The following is a 19,530-nucleotide window of genomic DNA, read 5'->3' as shown; positions in this document are numbered from 1 at the left end:
CTATATTGTTAGTTACTGTTTCTAATTGTAATTAGTTTTACAAAAAATCACAAAAACCAACGCTAAGAACTTGACTTGTTGAAGCAATTAATTAATTACTTCTTTAATTTGCTTTATATAATTTTTATAGTAAATGAAAGTCTTTGCGTGAAAACTTTATTTGTCTTCATCATCAACCCAATTAAGTACTCTGCTTACCGCTCTTTTCCAACCTTTTAAATAATGTTCGGCTTTATCTTTATCCATTTCAGGTGTAAATACACGGTCTACAGATCGTTGAGCTTGAAGTTCATCAATGCTTTTCCAATAACCAACAGCTAAACCGGCCAAATAGGCAGCACCTAGAGCAGTTGTTTCCAATGTTTTAGGTCTAATTACATTAAATCCGAAAATATCAGATTGGAATTGCATCATTAAATTGTTAGCACAAGCACCCCCGTCAACTCGAAGTTCAATTTCATGAACGCCGGAGTCAGCTTCCATAGCTTTTATTAAATCATACACTTGGTATGCAATACCTTCTAAAGTAGCTCTGGCAATGTGTCCATCGGTAGTTCCTCTAGTAATTCCTAAAATTCCTCCACGAGCATAGGGATCCCAGTACGGAGCACCTAAGCCCGTTAATGCAGGAATAAAATATACCCCACCATTATCAGAAACAGTTTTAGCTAAATTTTCAGTGTCAGCAGAGGTTTTAACAATTTTAGCTCCGTCTCTTAACCACTGAACTACCGCTCCACCAACGAAAACGCTACCTTCAAGCGCATAATAAGTTTTACCATTAATTTTCCACGCAATAGTAGTTAATAAATTATTTTTAGATAAAACCGGTTTTTCACCTGTATTCATTAATAAGAAACACCCTGTACCGTATGTATTCTTCGCCATTCCTTTATTTGTACACAATTGACCGAATAAAGCAGCTTGTTGATCTCCGGCAATACCTGAAATAGGAATTTTTGTTGAGAATAGAGTAGTGGAGGTTTCACCATACACTTCACTGCTTTGTTTTACTTCAGGAAGCATAGATTTAGGAATGTTGAATAATTTTAATAAATCTTCATCCCATTCCAAAGTATGAATATTAAACAATAAGGTACGAGAAGCATTAGAAACGTCGGTAACGTGCATTTTTCCTCTGGTAAGTTTCCATACCAACCAAGTATCAACTGTACCAAAACAAAGTTTTCCTTGCTCAGCCTTTTCTCTTGCTCCCGGAACGTTGTCCAATATCCATTTTAATTTTGTACCTGAGAAATACGCATCCAGTATTAAACCGGTTTTTTCTCGGATCATATCAGTTAAACCTTGTTCTTTAAGTTCATCACAATATTTGGAAGTTCTTCTGTCTTGCCAAACGATAGCATTGTAAATGGTTTCACTGGTTTCTCTATCCCATACAATTGTGGTTTCCCTTTGGTTGGTAATACCAATCGCAGCTATATCCAATCCGGATATACCTTTTTTAGCTATTGCTTCGGCAGCAACAGACATTTGCGAAGACCAAATTTCTTCAGGGTGATGTTCCACTAATCCCGGTTTTGGAAAGTATTGGGTATAATCTTTTTGTGCAACCGATACTATTTCTCCTCCATGATTAAATAAGATAGCTCTGGAAGATGTAGTTCCCTGATCTAAAGCTAAAATGAATTTTTCTTTCATCTTTATTGATTTTAGTTATTTAATTTGTCCGTATAAAATAAAACAAAAAATACATTTAAAATAGGATGATTAGTAATTTAAAGATCTTTTTTTAAATGTATTTTAAATTTTATATGTTTTTTATTATGTTAAAAAACTCCTTTCGTATTATTGTATAATACGATTTGGTAACTCAATCCGAACCAATCATTAGCAATGCTTGGTCCACCGGTTTCCGCTCTATGCTGATAGAACGCTGTTATTTTTGCCATTCTTGGACTGTTAGGGTATAAATAAAAATTCACCCCGGCAGTATATAAGTAAAGCTTTTCATAGTCAAATCCGGAAATATCTTTATTTCCTTGATTGAAATATTCAAATCTTGCAACAGGTTCAATTTTTGGAGTAATATTAAATCCTGCTAATAAAGAGTAACCTAACTTATTAACCTTAACAAAATCATGTTTAGTATAATCCATATTGTTAGGGGTTACAAATATAGTATTTCCATTTTCATCAACGCTTGTAAATCGTACATTTTTGTAAGTACCGTAATCAAATTTAAATTTGTATTTGTTAGGATTTATATAATATAAAAACCCTGAATAAGCCCAAGTTTGTTTAAAGCCCATTCCCGGAAGATTAACAGCACCCATATGACCACCGAATTCAACATTTTTTACAGGGAAAAAACGTAGGGATGCATCCCAGCTTTTAAATTCTAAACCGTGGTTTCCTTGTCCTTCCGATGGACCATCGTTGAATGAAGACCAATATCTGTCTCGATTGCTGTCGCTATTATGCAAAAAGAAGGCGTATCGTACAAAATTTTTAACGTTACCTGAAACGTTAATACCATAATGTCTTAAATCAGGAGCTCCTTGAGCTGCACTTTGATTTTCAGATGTATAAGTAAAGTCGGCTAAATCTAAGTCATAAGCAGATGTTTCATTAGCAGCTCTGTTTCCGGCTCCTTTAAAACGTCCTAACTGTAAATTAAGCAACGGATTGAAGTTATATTTAATGAAAGCATCAGAAATTTTGCTTGCGTGTAGGTTCCAAGTTATGCTAGCGCTCAATTTAGGAGATATAGCCATATCTGTATGTAAGAATCCTATTTTGAATGCAGCCGGTTGAAAATTATAGCTTGAATTTGCTTCTTTATGAGGTCCTTTTTCACTAGGAACTTGTTGGTAAATAGTTTCCAGAACCATACCGATTCCGTATTTCAGAGTAGGAGTAAAGCTATTTTCATCTCCTCCCGTTAATTCTTTAATAAAATTTAACTTAATACCTTGAGAAAGTTGGGAGCTATCGCTGTTCATACGTTCCACAAGTGAAGGTCTTTTTTTAATAGAATCGCTGTCTTGTTGGAATTTATCCAGGGAGGCTTTTTGGCCATAGCCTAAAATAAATGCTGCCGTAAAGAAAAGAGATAAACTGCGTTTAAATTTCATGTTAGTTGTTTTTGTTTAGTAATTAATTGGTTTCGTAATGTAGTTGTTGAAATAAGGCAAAGATTTGGTATTCAATGCTTTGCCTTATCTTTTTATGTTAATAAGTGGAACGAAAGAGAATTATTTTTTAGTTTTTTCAAAAATATACAATTCGTGAATTTCTCTGTCATAGCCTGGGTAGAATCCGGACGGCATACCCATTTTAATGATTGCTCCTCTATTATTAAGGATAACAAGGTCATTGGTTACAGGATCAATTGAAAGACCTTCAATTTCTCCGGCTCTTTTAAATTCAGGAATTGATCTAAATAAAGAAACTTCCGCACGAGTTTGGTTCGGATCGCTTACGTCAGCAATATAAACATTATCTGCTTCCGGAATATCGGAATCCCCGTCATCAGAAGTTATTAAAAGTTTTCCATCAATATGATAAACCCCTTGCTGCCATTGCGGAGAGGGTTGTAAATGAACTTTACCAATATATTTTCTAGTTTTTAAATCATATTTGTATACATACCATCCGGAAGTCCAATCAGACATCCAAGCAATGTTGTTCTTTCTGTCAATAGTAATACCACTAACTTCCGGTTGTTCAATTTCTCCAAAATCTATAGAATATTTATAATCTAAAGTTTCAGCATCGTAAACGGCAATTTGAATGTTGCGTACAACTCCAGAATCAAAAAATTCTACTCCGGTATAAACTTCTCCATTATAAATATCGATATCTCCGAAATGATTTACTTGTTTTTCAAATTTGGTAAATGGTTTATCGTTTTTTGTAATTAGATTCCCATTTTTATCGTATTTGAATAAAGCGGTGCTGCTTGATACATAGTAGTAATCTTTGTCTATAGCAATACCTTGTCTTCCTTCAACAGGAATAACTTTTTTTAGTTTGTAGCTACTCCCTGATTTTGCTAATTTTTGAGCATTCATGGAAGTGAATCCAACTACTAATAGTGCAAGTATTAGTTTTTTCATGATCTTTTTTTTGTAACGTTAATATTTATTTTATTTTTTATTTTGACTCGTTTATTTATTCTTTATTGATCAACTAATGGCTAGATTTTTTACTTCGTGTTTTTTATAAGATTATTTTTATTAATAGGATCTGATTAAAAAATGAAATGTGATAGTAAACGATTGACGCGTATCTAATTTTTAAATTTTAATTAGGTGAAATTTTGATAAGTAGTTTTTTACTGTTTGATGAAAGGGTTATTTTCAATTTTGTTAAACTTCTTAAGAAAACAACATTTAAACTATATCGAAGTAATAAAATTGAAAATAACCTATAATTTTTTTGTTTAGTAGCCTAAATCTGTCAATATAGTTTTAGCATCTTGATAAGCCGGTCCTCCTTCTCTGAGTTGCTTTTCATGATAGAAACGAATTGTTAGATCCGATTGATTGGTAAACATTCCATCATAAAAAGAAAAATATTTAATCATTTGTCCCTCATTATCGAAAGAGTAAGGATGTATTTTCATGCCTGATTGGTGTATTAATTCTGCTTGCCAAGGATTTAATAATTCCGGCCAATTGTCGGGTGGAGTTCCTCCGGCAATAGAAGGACCAATAAACTGTGCTAAATTTTCAATTCCAAAATTAATATGCTTTATATAAGTGGATTGTTGATCATCATGTATATCATCCGGACCGGTACCTTTCCAAAATAATAAAGCGGTTGGAATTTTTCCTTTAAATAAATCTTTTAAAATCAGTAAGCTATTATGAGAAAAAGTCTGTAATACAACTTTTCCATTGGTATTTCCGACATTTACTTTACCGTTTTTGAAATGGGCAGTTTCTGTAGCCGGTTTTTCAATAATGTTCCATCCATGTCGATTCAATTCCTTAACTAAAGCATGCTCTATTCCGGGATTTAAGCTGGGCTCTTTAGTTTCAATATAAATTCCGGGTCTGTTTCCATTATCTGCCGGATCATTTTCATATTCAAAAGTATATTTTCCGTTTGTTTTTTTCCAAATTCTTTCTCCGTTAGCATCTCTTTTTAAACGTTTTCCTTGTGCAAACATTAGTAAGTCTTCCAAGGTGCTGATATATTGTTTTTGAGAGGAGAAGCTTGGTCTAGCTCTGTCGGGTGATGTATTTTTATCATGGTTAAACCAAGTACCGGCATCCAACTTTAATAATTCTTCATAAGTAAAGGTAGAGGCAGGTTGAGTTGCTCTGTCCGGATAGATATCTTTAATGTTGGACGTTCGGGTCAGTACATTGTCATGCACTACTAAAATTACGCTGTCTTTGGTAATTTGAAGATCAGCTTCCAAATAATCTGCTCCCATATTTCGTGCCCATCTATATGCGGACTCTGTAGACTCCGGTGCCCAATAAGAGGTTCCTCTGTGACCTATTACGGCATTTTCAGGAACGTAATCCCTTACTTTTTGCATTTCAGGAGATAAATGAAGAACTTCTTCTTTACTGTTTGTGGATGCGTTATCATCGCTACTACATGATAAAGCTATCATACTTAAACATGCTAATGTAACCAGCTTATTATTTCTCATATAACTATTATAAAAAAGTGAATTTAGTTTGAATTTAATTTTTGAGATATCTTGCTACTTGATGGTATTTCTTTTAAATGCTAATAGGTTTTGATTGTGAAAAATTTTATTGGTGGCTCTATTTACATCATATCTAAAACAGAATTTTTAACTCTTATTTTATAACTCAAGTTTTATCTTTTATCAATCATTATTTTTTCAAATAATTTTCAATTAAATCAGAGCTTTTATTCAGTAATGGATTTATACATCCATTTGTAATTCATTCCAAAAAATTTTATCACAATCAAAACTTATTAAAAACAGAAAAAGAATGTATTTTTATATTGTTATTTATTTTTATCCAATTCTTGTTCTTTTTTGTAAGTGAAAGCCATAAATATAATGGATAAAATGCCGCTGCCAATTAACAATTGGAAGCTTGCCGACCATCCAAGGGATTCAACTACTTTTCCCATAACTATATTAGCAAGTAATGAAGTACCGATAAAATAACCGAAGAAACCGGTAAGACCTGCAGCTGTTCCTGCTGCATTTTTAGGAGCTAAATCTAATGCTTGAACACCTATTAACATCACCGGACCATAGATAAAGAATCCAATTGAAGTTAATGCTATTAAATCAACTAATTTACTGTCCGGATTTTGCCAATACACAACTATTGATACAATTACCAATAACATAAATATAATGGTAGTCATGGCTCTTTTCCCTTTAAATATCTTATCACTAACCCAACCACATAATAAGGTTCCCGGTATAGCAGCCAATTCATAATAGGTATAGGCATTGCTGATATCACTTTGGGAATATCCTTTTACTTCTGAAAGATAAGTTGGAGCCCAGTCTTGTACTCCGTATCGGATAAAGTAAACAAAGGCGTTAGCGAATGCAACGAACCAAAGCATTTTGTTATTTAAAACGTATTTGAAAAATATTTCTTTAGTCGATAATACTTTTTCGGAATCTTTAGAATAATTAGGAGGGAAATCATTTTTATATTCTTCAATGCTCGGCAAGCCGCATGCTTGAGGATTGTCACGAATAAGAATATAAGAAATTATAGCGATTAGGATGGCAATTCCTGCAGGAAACCAAAACATTCCTACTTTCCAGCTTAGAACACTCATACTAAGAGATGAAGCGAAAAGAATTCCCCATTTGGTTACCTGACCTAATAATCCACCACCAACATTGTGAGCTAAATTCCATATAGCCATTTTTGTTCCCCTTTCTTTAACAGAAAACCAATGAGTCATCACACGTCCGCAGGGAGGCCAACCCATACCCCCGAACCAACCCACTAAAAATTGGAAAACGGCCATTACGGTAATATTATACATTCCTATGGAAGTTCCTGCTATAATGGTTGAAACCGCAGCTAAAATTAATCCTAAAGGAAGGAATTTTCTTGCATTACTTCTATCTGAAATACCACCCATAATGAACTTAGATAAACCATACGCAGTAGCATTGAATGAAAAGGCAATTCCGAGGTCTGATTTAGAAAAACCCATTTCAACTAAATAAGGCATAGCCAATGAAAAGTTTTTTCTAACAAGATAATAGGCTGCATATCCTATAAATATTCCTATGAAGACCTGAAGCCTCAATTGCGTATAGGAAGATTTAACTTCCGATTCCGGCTTACGTTCAATAGGCTTAGGTGGAGCTAAAAAATTTGACATTTTTTTAAATTTATAATAGAGTTAATTATTTTTTTAATGAAAAAATGATAGACAACTTATTTTAGTAATTAACTAATAAATATCCTTTGGCTAAATCTTGGAACTCTTTAGTTTCTTTAGCAACCCAATTGTCGTCATATCCTAATTCGTTAGCTATAATTTTTGCTACCGATTCAGCTGCATCTATAGCAGCGCGCGCATCAACAAATAATAGTCGAACTCTTCGGGCTAATATATCTTCAACTTTTTGCGCCATCTCTTGTCTAACAGCCCATACAATTTCAGCTTTTGTATAGTCATGGTTTGGATGGATTTTTTCTGCATATTCAGGATTTTCTTGCTGAAGTTTTTTGATAGCCGGTATATCGGAACCATAAACATATAAATGATTGGTTCTGTCTACTTGATTTGCCGGCATATTCCCGTGAATGGAAAGATTAACTGTTTTACAAGGTTTACGGTCAATTTTTCCGGTCTCTATGGCTTTATCTATAAAGTCTTCTGCCATTTGTCGGAAGGTAGTCCATTTTCCACCGATTATACTTAATAATCCGGTTTCTGAAACTAAAATTTTATGATTTCTAGATACTTCTTTAGTGCTTCCTCCTTCTTTATCAGGAGCCGCTAATGGTCTTTGTCCCGCAAAGATGGATAATACGTCTTTTCGAGTAGGTTTTTTAACAAGATATTGAGATGCTGTATTAAGTACAAATTCAATTTCTTGTTCCAAAGCTCTAGGCTCTAAACTTGGGTGATCAACTAATACATCTGTGGTACCTACCACTAGTCTGTTATGCCATGGAACGGCAAATAATACCCTTCCGTCGCTGGTTTTAGGAATCATCAAAGCATTATCTCCCGGTAAGAATGATTTGTCTAATACTAAGTGGATCCCTTGACTTGGAACAACTGTTTTTTTATGGTTAGGGTCATTCATATTAAGAATATCATTAGTAAATACACCGGTGGCATTTAATACTACCTTTCCTTTTACTTCGTATTCGGTACCGTTAATTTCGTCTTTAACTTTTACACCTGTAATTTGGTTTTTATCATCTTTGATTAAACCGGTTACTTTCATATAGTTTAAGATGGCTCCCCCATTTTCTACAGCAGTTTGGGCAAGATTTACAGCCATACGAGAATCGTCAAACTGTCCATCATAATATATTACCCCTCCATGTAGACCGTTAGGTTCTACAGTAGGTAGCATTTCCAGCGCTTTGCTTTTACTGATATGCTCGGATTTTCCTAAGCTAAGTTTTTTCGAAAGCATATCATATATTTTTAGCCCAATGGTGTAAAAAGGACCATCAATCCATTTATAGTTAGGTATAACAAAAACTTGTTTTTTTGCAAGGTGACTGGCATTTCTTTCCAAAAGACCTCTTTCTCTTAGTGCCTCTTTTACTAAGGCAATATCTCCTTGTGCTAAATATCGAACACCTCCATGAAGTAATTTTGTAGAACGACTTGATGTTGCTTTTGCAAAATCATGAGCTTCAAATAAAACGGTTTTATATCCTCTTGTTGCTGCATCTACAGCTGCTCCCAAACCACTTGAACCGCCACCAATTATAATTACATCCCATTCAGAATTTGTATTTAGTTTTGATAATTGATCACTTCGTTTCATTTTGTTTTAATTTAATTGTTTTTTGCTTCTTTTCTGTTGTCGGTAAAATTACAAAAAAAACAATACGAAACAGTATGAAATTTTTTAATATACAATTTTCTGTTGAAATTCCTATAAATTTTAGTTAAAAATTTGATAAAATAAAGGTGCAGGCTGTTAATTAATGGAATAAAAATAAAATAATTTATTGGCTGTATAGTTGTTAATGATAATTTAATTGACATATTGATAAAATGCAATAAAGATTTAGATTTTATTCTTAACTTTAAACTTTCAAAAATTCCTGATCATGATTAAGCTTAATAGAAGGCAGCAACTTATTATCGATGAATTAGATGAGCATAATTTCACTAAAGTTAATGAGCTTTGTGAAAAATTAAATGTTTCGGCGGTTACTATCAGAAAGGATCTTCAATATTTGGAAAATACCGGTCTTTTATATAGAACACATGGTGGAGCAAGTAAGCAGCCTCTCTATGCTTTCGAAAAAAATATTAACGAAAAAGAATTTGTGCAAGTAATGCAAAAACAAAAAATAGCGAAAGCTGCACTTAAGTTCGTTAACGATCAGGATTTTATTATTTTAGCTTCAGGAACTACTGTATATTATTTAGCAAAAATCATTTCAGGATATGAAAAATTAACAATCATTACCTCTTCGTTAAGTGTATCAATGGAGTTGAGTAAGGATTCTTTTATTGATGTAATTCAGCTGGGGGGAAATCTAAGGAAAAGCTCCATTTCCGTAATAGGATCTTTAGCAGAATCCGAATTAAAAAAATTTTCATGTAATAAATTGTTTTTGGGAATAGATGGCATAGACCTAGACTTTGGTCTTTCAACCTCCAATTCAACAGAAGCTCATCTTAATAAAGTAATGATAGAGCAATCGGAGAAAGTCATTGTTTTGGCAGATTCAACTAAAATAAATAAAAGAGGGTTTGGTCAGATTTGTTCTCTGGATAAAGTAGATGTTTTGATTACAGATAATGATATTACGGAAAAGGATCTTACCACTTTAGAAGATAATGGAATAGAAGTAATTGTAGCCAAATAAATTTTGATTTGTTTATAAAAAAAACCCTTATGATTTTTCATAAGGGTTTTTTACTGAAAATATAATATCAATTCTCTAATGCATTGGCAATTATACTAAGGGGATGTTCACATTTTTTAGTGGTAAACATTTCAATTTGCCATTTACAAGTTTCGCAATCGGTTGCAACAAGATCGAAACCTCCCGTTTCTATTTGATTAAATAATGGATCACCAATTTTTTTAGAAACTTCGTGATTTTCTTTTTTAAATCCAAAAGTTCCGGCAATTCCGCAACAATTAGATTCTAAAACGGTTACTTCTACATTTGGAATAAGTTTTAACAATTCAACGGAATAATACGTCCATCCTAATTTTGCCATGTGACAAGGGGTATGATACGCAATTTTTAAAGGTTTATTTTTAAACTTAAGTTTAGTGTCAGAAGAACTCAGTAATCGGTAAATGTATCGAGTAGCTAATTCTACTTGATCTTTAACGGAACTATTATCTACTCCCAAAAGATGAGAATGTTCATCACGTACAGTAAACGTACAGGAAGAAGAAGTAGTGATTACCGGAAGTTTTTTGTCTATTACGGATTTGCGAATTTCAGCTTCATCGATGGTCGCGTTTTTCTTAGCTTTATCTATAAAACCGTTTGATATTAAAGCAATACCGCAACATCTTTCTTTTTCAAGAAGTTGAATCCCTATGTTCAATGAGTTAAGAACTTTGATCATATCCTTTCCAAGCTGCGGATTATTATAATTTACATAACAACCGTGAAAATAAGATACTTGTGTTGGATATTTTTTTTGTTCTTCAGCAACATTTTTGTACCAACTTCTGAACGTACCGAATGAATATTTGGGAAGGCTTCTTCTCTTATCTATTTTTAAGATAGGCTCAATTAAGCTTTTAACCGGTTTAAAAGAAGTCATTGCATTCACAATAGGAGCAAATGGAGTAGCCAGTGTACCCATAAAGTCCGTGTGAGCAAGAATTACATCCCTTAAAATAGGTTTTTTCTTGCTGTATTTAATACGAGCCATCTGGATTATATCTCCAATCTTAACGTTAGATGGACAAGCAACTTCACATCTTTTGCAGTTAATACAATATTTTAAAGATTCGTCATAAAATTCAGGGTCTTTTAAACGTAATCTTTCTCCATCAGGGCCGGAATGTTTTGGTCCCGGATAATCGGGATTTACTTTGGATACGGGACAATACACCGTACAGATCGTACATTTAATGCATTGTTCGAAATTATTTTCACTTTTATTGAGCAATAGGTTCATAGGTCTTTTCTTTGATTAAAATTTGTTCAGCTACATATAATGCGGATAAAAAAGAAACACCTGCACCGCATCCTTCTTTTAATGGATTGAACCCACTAAGAATGGCACCTGCCACATATAGATTATCGATAGGCATATCGTTTTTTATACCGTGAAAATTTTTGTCAGTTTTAACACCAAACTGTTGATAATTTTGCTTTTCAAATAAATTACTATTATACCACTCTGCTCGATCTTGTAAATAATCCGTATCAAGGTCAAATACAGGTTCATAAACTTGTTTACTATCAGCTAATAATCCTTGACTAAAAAAGCTTCCGGAAGAAAGTATTACGTTTTTGGCAGAAATTGGAATATTTCCGTGGTTGAGTGTATATAATTCGGTAACTTGATTTCCTTCAATGTTGGCATGGGTTACGCTGTCTCCCAGCATAAAAATACCGCCCAATTTTGTGAAATAATCTTTTAGATATAATTGAGTACTAACACCTACTAGGGAAGGAGGGAAGGTCGGGATTAAATATATAGGTTTTCCTACCTTTTGAATGAGTTTAGGTAATACATCCGAATTTCTAAAGCCAATACAATCAGGGAAAATAATAGCATCGCATCCTTGACTTTTTTCAGTGAGAATTTTAGCCAGAAGATCTTGGTTAGCTTCTTTGTCAAATACAAAGGACAGGTTAGTAGATCTAAATTCGCTCGGATTTTTTCTGATTGTATTTAATTCCGGTAAGTTGAAATAGTTGATGGTAGTTTCCACACCTATTTTTTCAAATGCTTCGGAAATAAAATCAGGATTAAAATCTAAAAATCCCTCAACATTTATAATTGCTGCTTTTTTAATCGGAAATTTTCCATTTTCAAAAAAAACAAAATTTGGCATGGTTAACCAAGTGGGTTTTATCATACCCATAGGGGTAATTCGATAATGATTTTTAGTTGAAGACCCTTGGATTTTTATTCCAATTTCATTTAGAAAATTTTTAGCTTCTTGGGCTAATTCTTTAAATTTAGATTCGCCCATTTTGGTATATGGATGATTCGGCGCTTGTTTAGAAAGTTCTGATAGGGAAGCTTCCGGGTTATTAACAGGCGTTCCGTCCGGAAGATTATTTAACAAATCGAAAGAACCTGAAAAAAAATGTAAAGCACTTTGTCCGGAAGAGATAATAGCGCATTTTTGCCCTTTCTGCATTAATCTAATTCCACTAACCAATCCGGTTAAACCACCTCCTACTATTACTGTATCAAATTTCATCTTTTGCTTTTTTAATTTGTTCTTGTATCATATCTAATCCGCATACTCCTTCATAAACCCAACTGGTAAATTCACTCTCTCTTAAAGTATCGCCCCAAGCAATAGGACGTATTCCTTTCCATCTTTCATTAAGGAAAATGGTTAAATCTTCTTTAGATTTATCCGGGCTTAAAACTTGATAATGGTTCATTAATCCGGCTGCTCTACAGGCACAAAGTTCTCCTTGACAGGTTCCCATGCCAACACGAGTTCTTCTACGAAGATCAATTAGATTGTTGACATGTAATTCATTAATAGCATATTCGACTTCTCCGACAGATACTTCCTCACATTCGCAAACTAAACTATTTTCCGTAACCTTGTTTGCTTTTAAATTCTCTGCCATATCTCCCAATCTGTAAATGGCAGATTTACGTATGGTAGTTGGTACTGAAGTCATTTTTTGATTTATTTCTTCAGTACTTTGTTGAGATCCCGGAAGATTGGATTCAGCGGTTGTACAAGGAGTTGTATTATTTAATTTTTTACATACTAAGTCTGTAGCCCATTCAGCCATTAATCGGTACGTCATTAATTTACCACCGGTAATGGTGATAAAACCTTCCAGGCCATCTCTTGTAGCATGGTCTAATAAAACGATACCTCGGCTAACATTACGTCCTGTAGGATCATCATCGGAAGCTACTAATGGTCGCACTCCTGCATACCCACGTAATATTCGGGTTTGAAGCAGGGTAGGGGATAGTTTTCCACCTTCACGGATTAAGATGTCTACTTCTTCAGGAGTAACATACATGTTGTCAATTTCTTCGTAAGGGACATGGGTGGAAGTTGTACCTATTAAACAAATGGTGTCTCCGGGTACGAGGATATCAGAGTCCGCAGGTTTACGACAACGGTTTAATACCATATTGTTAACTCTGTGTCCAAAAATAAGAAGCGATCCTTTAGCAGGAAACATTTTTATTTTTAAATCAGCATACTCCGCAATTTTTTGACCCCATATTCCTCCGGCATTTACTACTATAGAAGCATATAAATTTTTTTCCTGTTTAGTTATATGATCATAAACTTTTACTCCGATAACTCTGTTCTGCTCTTTAATTAATCCTAAAACTTCATGGTAGGTTTCAATGGTTGCTCCATGTTGTTTAGCATCTACTATATTAGAAAGAGTTAAACGGAACGGATCTACAGTTCCATCCGGTACAACTACTGCACCGATTATGGAAGGATTTGCAGAAGGCTCTAAATGTAATGCCTCTTTAGGGTCGATGGCCTTAGCATCAATTCCTGCAGTATGGCAAGCCTCTATAAATTTAGATTGAAAAGCAATATCGTCTTCCGGTAAGGTTAAAAAAAGACCGTCTGTTTTTTCAACACAATGGCTGGCGATACGTTTTAAGATCATATTTTCTTTGATACATTCTTCAGCGGATTCTCTATCAGTAACCGCATAACGGCTGCCGCTATGTAGTAATCCGTGATTTCTTCCCGTAGCTCCAGTAGCTATATCGTGACGCTCTAACATAAGCGTACGCAATCCTCTCCTTGCACAATCTCGGGCAGTTCCGGCACCGGTCGCACCTCCTCCGATAACAATTACATCCCAAGTGTTAGTTTTACTAGAATTAGATAATTCTGTTTTCACAAATGTTTGGTTTTATTTTAGTAGCAAAATTACGAAAGAAAACGAAACAATATGGAGTTACTATTCTGATATTAATCATTTTTTTAAAAAACAGATAAGATAATTTTTTCTTATCAATATATGATTGATAAATTAGATTAATTATTACTTAATTAATTGTAAAAGTTTTAATTAATTAAAATTTATTTACAAATTATTATGATGAAAATTTTTAGAAAAATTTTCTAATAGGGTCTACTATTACTTTTGTTTTTATCTGAAAAATCGGTTTTAAAACGTAAGTAATGGTAAAATTTTATAAGGGAGAAATAGTGATTTTTTTAACAATGGAAAATAAAATAGATTTAATGGACTTGTATTTTTTTGTATACTATCTTTACCAATTATAAAATGAAAGATAAGAGTATATAGAACTAAGAGACTTGATAATCAATGAAATTATTTCATCATTTAAAATAAAGTTTTTAATAGATAAAAATTATTGATGTAGTTTTAAAATGATATTGTTTTGTATGAACGATATAAAACAAAGTATTTTCATATTCAAATAAAAAAAGTTCCTTGATTAAGGAACTTTTTTAATATTATTAAGGAAATTTAGGGAATTTTTTAAAATCGGGTTTACGTTTTTCCAAGAAAGCTTTTTTACCTTCTTGGGCTTCATCCATTAAATAATACATAAGGGTAGCATCTCCGGCTAATTGCATTAGACCATGCTGCCCGTCAAGCTCAGCATTTAAACAACGTTTTATCATACGTAATGCCATTGGACTTCGTTGCTGCATAATTTCACACCATTCTATGGTGGCATCTTCAAGTTGTTCCTTTGGAACAACTTTATTTACCATTCCCATTTCTCTAGCTTCTTCAGCGGTATATTGTTGGCATAGGAACCAAATTTCTCTTGTCTTTTTTTGACCAATACTTCTGGCAAGGTACGATGAACCAAAACCACCGTCAAAGCTTCCAACTTTTGGACCGGTTTGTCCAAATTTAGCATTTTCGGAAGCTATTGTTAAATCACAAACGACATGAAGCACATGTCCTCCTCCGATAGCATATCCGTTTACCATAGCAATTACCGGTTTAGGAATTTCCCTTATTTTTTTATGTAATTCCAATACATTTAATCTAGGTACTCCATCTTCTCCTACGTAGCCGCCAACACCTTTCACATTTTGATCACCTCCGCTGCAAAAGGCTTTATCTCCCGCTCCGGTTAGGATAACTACATCAATTTCGGGATGCTCTCGACAATATTCCATTGCTTCAATCATTTGAAAATTGGTTTCCGGTCGGAAAGCATTATAAACTTCCGGTCGATTAATAGTTATTTTTGCAATTCCGTTCCAGTATTCAAATAAAATATCAGAGTATTCTTTTATGGTTTCCCAATTTCTAGCCATATTGTATTAGATTTATTTTCGTTGATATTTTTCAAATTTAGGTATTTAATACCTATTATAAAAGTATGAGTACTAAGGCTGCTTGTGTTTTACCACCAAACTATGGCAATTTTGAGGATAACGGACAACGCTTTTTAATTTAACTCTACAAACAATTTAAAATCTTAAATGATTAGTAAAGATCACTTTTTGTTTGAACTAATTGATTTTAGAAAATCTTTTTACTTGATAAAAGGTATAAAATTCTAAAAATGTGCTTTCCACTGGTTTTTTATTTGTTTTGGAATTATTGAGTAGCAAATTCCCAATAATATAAACCATAAAGGAGTAAAAATGAGAGCCTGTCTTGTGTCTTCTTTAAACCAAAAAGCCACAATGAGAAATAAGAAAAACAATAAGGATAAATAAATGGATAGAAGACCTCCGGGAACTTTATAATTTGATTTTTGGTGAAGTTCGGGTTTTCTCTTTCGGAATGAAATATAGGATATGAGGATCATAGACCAAATAAAAATAAAAAGTACGGTAGCAACTGTAGTTACCAATGTAAAAGCATACATTATATTTTCGTTTCCATAGCAAAGGATTAGTACGGCAGGGAGCAAACAGATGCAGGAGAACGTTAATCCATAGGAAGGAACTGAAGCTTTGGAAAGTTTTCGGAAATAAACAGGTGCTTTTTTGCTTAACGAAAGACCGTATAACATTCTACTGGTTGAAAATATCCCGCTGTTAGCAGAAGAAGCAGCGGAAGTAAGTACTACAAAATAAGTTATACTGAATGCAGCAGTTATTCCGGCAAAAGAAAATAAAACAACAAAAGGACTTTTGTCGGGGTCTATAGTTCTCCAAGGCATTACCGACATGATTACGGCTAAAGAAAGTACATAAAATAGAATAACTCGAACAGGAATGGCATTAATGGCTCTGGGAAGAGTTTTTTCCGGATCTTTAGTTTCAGCAGCTGTCGTTCCTACCAATTCTACTCCAACAAATGCAAAAGCGGCGATTTGAAATCCCGCAACAAATCCGGTAAAACCGGTAGGGAAAAATCCTCCATCGTTCCATATATTGGAAAGTGAGGTAGTTACTCCGGATGGAGATTTGAAATGATTAATTATGAATAGTATACCGATTGCAATAAGGGAAATTATGGCAATAATTTTAATTATGGCAAACCAAAATTCTGCTTCTCCAAAAAGCTTAACAGTTAATAGATTTAAACATAAGAATAATATTATACAAGCTAAGGCTGGAATCCACGGTGCAACCATATTCGGAAAAAGATATTCTACATATCCGGAAATAGCGATTAAATCAGCACTTCCGGTAACTATCCAGCAAAACCAATAAGTCCATCCCATAAAAAAACCTGCCATAGGGCCTAATAAATCGGTAGTAAAATCGACAAAAGATTTATAGTTAAGATTGGAAAGGAGCAATTCGCCCATGGCTCTCATGACAAAGAACAAAATAAAACCTATAATGGTATACACCAATAAAATTGATGGACCGGCCAAGTTTATGGTTTTTCCCGATCCCATAAATAATCCCGTTCCGATAGCTCCTCCAATTGCAATGAGCTGTATGTGTCTGTTAGTTAAACTCCTTTTTAACTGATTGTTGGAATTATTCATGTGTTCAATTTTTTTCTTAGTTATGTAATAATTAATTGTTTTGTTGATAAAATATAGTATAAAATTACATTTTTTTATGAAGTTTCACATATAAATTAAAACCTATTTGTGTTTCTATTTAAAAAATAAGTATATTTAAGAATATCCATATTTTTGTAAAAAAGATAATTCAATGGAAAATCGTGTCTTAAATTCAAAAATATTTTATAATCCCGGAAAAATGCCCTTATTGATTTTTCACGGTTTATTTGGAATGTTGGACAATTGGGGGACTTTAGGAAAAAAATTTTCTGAAACCAATGAAGTACATCTTATCGATTTACGAAATCACGGTAGAAGTTTTCATTCGGATGAGATGAGCTACACAACTATGTCTGATGATATTGTTAATTATATGAAACATTATTCATTAGATAAAGCCATTTTATTAGGGCATTCTTTAGGGGGAAAGGCTGTCATGGAATGCGCTGTTAAACACCCTGATCTTGTTGAAAAATTAATAGTTGTTGATATGGCACCTAAAGCCTATCCTCCACATCATCAACAAATTTTCAAGGCATTAGAAAGCGTTGATTTTTCAAAGGTAAATGAAAAAAAAGATGTTGAAAACATGTTATCTCAGCATATAAGTGATGCCGGAATACTAATGTTTTTAATGAAAAATGTTTACAGAACGGAAGATAACCGTTTCGATTTTCGTTTTAATTTAAAAACCTTAAAAGAGAAATACAATCAGTTAATAAATAATACAATTTCTTTTGGAAAATATGAAGGTCCTACTTTATTTATTGCCGGAGAAAATTCTAATTATATTTTGAAGGAAGATGAATTTTCGATACGTCAACAATTTCCAAATGAAAAAACAGTTGTTATCCCTAATGCCGGGCATTGGGTTCAAGTAGATAATCCTACAGTTTTTTATGAAACTGTAACCACTTTTCTTCTATCTTAATTTATAAAGATTTTATTCGCTTTTAAGTTATAAGAAGAAATTGTTAACACGTACATTCTAATCTAAAGATTTTAAAAATTAGTATAAGAGAAATTTAAAATACGTTGGAGACAGATTGATTATTGAAAAGGAGGAAGAACGTATCTTTACAAGAGTAAGAAGGAAGGTTCGAACATTTTCTACCTTAAATTTTAAATAATATGAAATACTACATAATTGCAGGAGAGGCTTCAGGAGATTTACATGGTTCTAACCTCATGAAAGAAATTAAAAAAGAGGATCAAAACGCAGAATTTCGTTTCTGGGGAGGAGATTTAATGCAAGCTCAAGGGGGAATAATGGTTAAACATTATAAGGATTTATCTTTTATGGGATTTCTTGAAGTAGTGGCTAATTTAGGTACTATACTGGGTAATATTAACTTGTGTAAAAAAGATATTACTGCATATAAACCGGATTGTGTGATCTTTATTGATTATCCCGGATTCAATCTTCGCATTTGTAAAAGTGTGAAAAAATTAGGGATAAAAACATTTTATTATATATCTCCTCAATTATGGGCATGGAAATCCGGAAGGGTAAAGATTATTAAAAAATATATTGATCGAATGTTTGTAATTCTTCCTTTTGAGAAAGATTTTTATGCTAAATATAATTATCCGGTGGATTTTGTGGGACATCCTTTATTAGATGCTTTAAATTCATTACCTGAACTAGATCAAAATAAGTTCAGAAAAGAGCATGGTCTCTCGGATAAGCCTATAATAGCATTACTACCGGGTAGTAGAAAACAAGAGATTAAAAAGATGTTATCTCAAATGTTATCGGTGGAAAAAGATTTTTTATCTTATGAGTTTGTCATTGCAGGTGCACCCTCTATTGAAATAGAGTTTTATCAACAATTTTTGAATTCACATGTAAAGATCGTTTCCAATCAAACGTATAATTTATTGAGGATCTCTCAAGCTGCTTTAGTTACCTCCGGAACAGCTACCCTGGAAACTGCTTTACTGAACGTGCCTGAAGTGGTTTGTTATAAAGGCAGTAGAATTTCTTATGAAATAGCCAAAAGATTAATTAAGCATATACAGTATATTTCTTTAGTTAATCTAATCATGGATCGAAAAGTAGTAACCGAGCTTATCCAAGATGATTTAAATTACAATAATTTAAAGAGTGAATTAACTAAAATATTGGAGCCCGAAAATGCAGCAGAAATTAAAAAGAACTATATAGAGCTCAGGCATAAGTTGGGAGATTCCGGAGCTTCTTCTCGAACGGCTAAACTGATAGTTGAAGAATTAAAAAAGGATTCCTAATTTAGG

14 protein-coding genes are annotated in these 19,530 nt (G+C 33.2%); 3 read left to right on the top strand and 11 right to left on the bottom strand.

Annotated features, from left to right (window positions below; translation table 11 throughout):
* Window positions 1-156: 156 nt before the first annotated feature.
* The 6 genes from glpK to GFU93_RS08505 all read right to left on the bottom strand — a co-directional run bounded on the left by glpK (window position 157) and on the right by GFU93_RS08505 (window position 8,959).
* Entirely contained in the window at window positions 157-1,662 is a 1,506-nt protein-coding gene (glpK, locus tag GFU93_RS08530) for a glycerol kinase GlpK (RefSeq protein ID WP_160568730.1), read from the bottom strand.
* A gap of 128 nt (window positions 1,663-1,790) precedes the next feature.
* Window positions 1,791-3,098 carry a hypothetical protein gene (locus GFU93_RS08525; RefSeq protein ID WP_160568728.1) on the bottom strand — a complete coding sequence of 436 codons (1,308 nt, stop codon included), beginning with the start codon at window positions 3,096-3,098 and terminating at the stop codon, window positions 1,791-1,793.
* 120 nt (window positions 3,099-3,218) lie between these two features.
* Window positions 3,219-4,082, bottom strand: coding sequence for a hypothetical protein (locus GFU93_RS08520; protein WP_160542970.1), 864 nt, complete (start codon window positions 4,080-4,082; stop codon window positions 3,219-3,221).
* 326 nt (window positions 4,083-4,408) lie between these two features.
* A complete protein-coding gene (locus tag GFU93_RS08515) occupies window positions 4,409-5,635 on the bottom strand; it encodes a glycerophosphodiester phosphodiesterase family protein (protein ID WP_160568726.1) in 1,227 nt (408 codons plus the stop codon).
* A gap of 329 nt (window positions 5,636-5,964) precedes the next feature.
* A complete protein-coding gene (gene pgtP, locus GFU93_RS08510; RefSeq protein ID WP_160542972.1) occupies window positions 5,965-7,323 on the bottom strand; it encodes a phosphoglycerate transporter protein PgtP in 1,359 nt (452 codons plus the stop codon).
* 61 nt (window positions 7,324-7,384) lie between these two features.
* Complete coding sequence (locus tag GFU93_RS08505; protein WP_160557792.1) at window positions 7,385-8,959, bottom strand: glycerol-3-phosphate dehydrogenase/oxidase; 1,575 nt, start codon at window positions 8,957-8,959, stop codon at window positions 7,385-7,387.
* 289 nt (window positions 8,960-9,248) lie between these two features.
* On the opposite strand from GFU93_RS08505, the gene GFU93_RS08500 reads away from it, so the two are divergent.
* Window positions 9,249-10,016 (top strand): DeoR/GlpR family DNA-binding transcription regulator, encoded by a 768-nt coding sequence (locus GFU93_RS08500; RefSeq protein ID WP_105296437.1) that lies wholly within the window; start codon window positions 9,249-9,251, stop codon window positions 10,014-10,016.
* A gap of 67 nt (window positions 10,017-10,083) precedes the next feature.
* On the opposite strand, the gene glpC is transcribed toward GFU93_RS08500, so the two are convergent.
* The 5 genes from glpC to cycA all read right to left on the bottom strand — a co-directional run bounded on the left by glpC (window position 10,084) and on the right by cycA (window position 17,262).
* Entirely contained in the window at window positions 10,084-11,298 is a 1,215-nt protein-coding gene (glpC, locus tag GFU93_RS08495) for an anaerobic glycerol-3-phosphate dehydrogenase subunit GlpC (RefSeq protein WP_160568724.1), read from the bottom strand.
* Window positions 11,279-12,559, bottom strand: a complete 1,281-nt coding sequence (glpB, locus tag GFU93_RS08490; RefSeq protein ID WP_160568722.1) for a glycerol-3-phosphate dehydrogenase subunit GlpB — start codon at window positions 12,557-12,559, stop codon at window positions 11,279-11,281. The genes glpC and glpB overlap by 20 nt, the downstream gene beginning before the upstream one ends.
* On the bottom strand, window positions 12,549-14,210 hold the full coding sequence (glpA, locus tag GFU93_RS08485; RefSeq protein WP_160568720.1) for an anaerobic glycerol-3-phosphate dehydrogenase subunit A: 1,662 nt from the start codon (window positions 14,208-14,210) through the stop codon (window positions 12,549-12,551). The genes glpB and glpA overlap by 11 nt, the downstream gene beginning before the upstream one ends.
* Window positions 14,211-14,797: 587 nt before the next feature.
* Complete coding sequence (gene menB, locus GFU93_RS08480; RefSeq protein ID WP_160568718.1) at window positions 14,798-15,616, bottom strand: 1,4-dihydroxy-2-naphthoyl-CoA synthase; 819 nt, start codon at window positions 15,614-15,616, stop codon at window positions 14,798-14,800.
* A 245-nt stretch (window positions 15,617-15,861) separates the two neighbouring features.
* Window positions 15,862-17,262: a D-serine/D-alanine/glycine transporter gene (gene cycA, locus GFU93_RS08475; protein ID WP_370456886.1), complete on the bottom strand. Its 1,401-nt coding sequence runs from the start codon at window positions 17,260-17,262 to the stop codon at window positions 15,862-15,864.
* Window positions 17,263-17,425: 163 nt separating this feature from the next.
* Between cycA and GFU93_RS08470 the strand changes: the two genes are divergently transcribed.
* Both GFU93_RS08470 and lpxB read left to right on the top strand, forming a co-directional pair.
* Window positions 17,426-18,205, top strand: coding sequence for an alpha/beta fold hydrolase (locus tag GFU93_RS08470; protein WP_160568715.1), 780 nt, complete (start codon window positions 17,426-17,428; stop codon window positions 18,203-18,205).
* Window positions 18,206-18,405: 200 nt separating this feature from the next.
* Window positions 18,406-19,524 (top strand): lipid-A-disaccharide synthase, encoded by a 1,119-nt coding sequence (lpxB, locus tag GFU93_RS08465; protein WP_160568713.1) that lies wholly within the window; start codon window positions 18,406-18,408, stop codon window positions 19,522-19,524.
* Window positions 19,525-19,530 lie beyond the last annotated feature (6 nt).

The organism is Apibacter sp. B3546 (assembly GCF_009827885.1).
In the GTDB taxonomy this organism is placed as follows: Bacteria; Bacteroidota; Bacteroidia; order Flavobacteriales; family Weeksellaceae; genus Apibacter.
The sequence above is the reverse complement of the archived record's forward strand: the minus strand, read 5'-3'. Positions and strand labels throughout refer to the sequence as shown.